General features: G+C 77.0%; 1 protein-coding gene. It reads left to right on the top strand.

Going from position 1 to position 829, the window contains the following annotated elements:
• A partial coding sequence (locus DD1DGNOD_RS27235; RefSeq protein ID WP_165036846.1) for a hypothetical protein occupies nucleotides 1-829 on the top strand: 829 nt, incomplete at both ends.

Genomic DNA, 829 nt, shown 5'->3' on the forward strand with positions numbered 1-829 from the left:
CTGCTGGCCAGCGTGGACCGTCCGGCGGCACCGGCCCGCCGCAGCCCGCTGCAGTGGCTGTTCGGCCGGGGCGCGCCGGTGGAGCTGGGCGGGATGGCCTACCCGTTCCTGCTCCTGCACCTGCCGGTGTTCTGGGCGTTGGCGTCCGCCTTCCCGCGGGTGCGGCCGCATGCCCTGCTGGTGGTCGGTGGCGGGTTGGCCGCGCTCCTCGGGCTGCTGCTGCAGGACGCGGTGGTCGGCCGGCTGCGGCTGCGCCGGTGGCGGCTGGGGCGGACCGCCTCGGTACTGCTGGTGTCCTACACCGCCGTCGCGGCCGGCGGCCTGTGGCTGCCCGCCCTGGCCGAGCAGCGGCTACGGGCGGGCACGGGACCAGTGGTGCTGGTGCTGGGCGGGTCGTTCGCCGGTGATCTGGCTGCCGCGGTCGGCCGGCACGGCTCCGGCCGCTACCCGGTGGTGGACCGCTCACTGCCCGGCTGCGGGCTGTTCCCGGTGGCGCCACCCGCGACACCGCAGGCCCACGTCAGCGCTGACGCCCAGCTACCGGTGTCGGCGCGGGCACCGGCGGCGCCGGCGGAGAACTGCGTGCGCTGGGACCGGTACTGGCGCTCCCAGATCGCCGCCAGCCATCCCGACGTCCTGATGGTCGACCTGAGCGGGGACGCGGCAGCGCGGCCGGACCGCGCCACGGTCGTCTCCCCCTGCGACGTCGGCTACCGGCAGATCTACCGGGAGCGGTTGGCCGCGGCCGCGCACCTGTGGGAGCAGCAGGCCCCCGGCCGGCCGGTGCTGCTGGCCAACAGCCGCAGCAGCACCGGGGACACCGACGCCC

The organism is Candidatus Protofrankia californiensis, from assembly GCF_900634765.1.
Classification (GTDB): domain Bacteria; phylum Actinomycetota; class Actinomycetes; order Frankiales; family Frankiaceae; genus Protofrankia; species Protofrankia californiensis.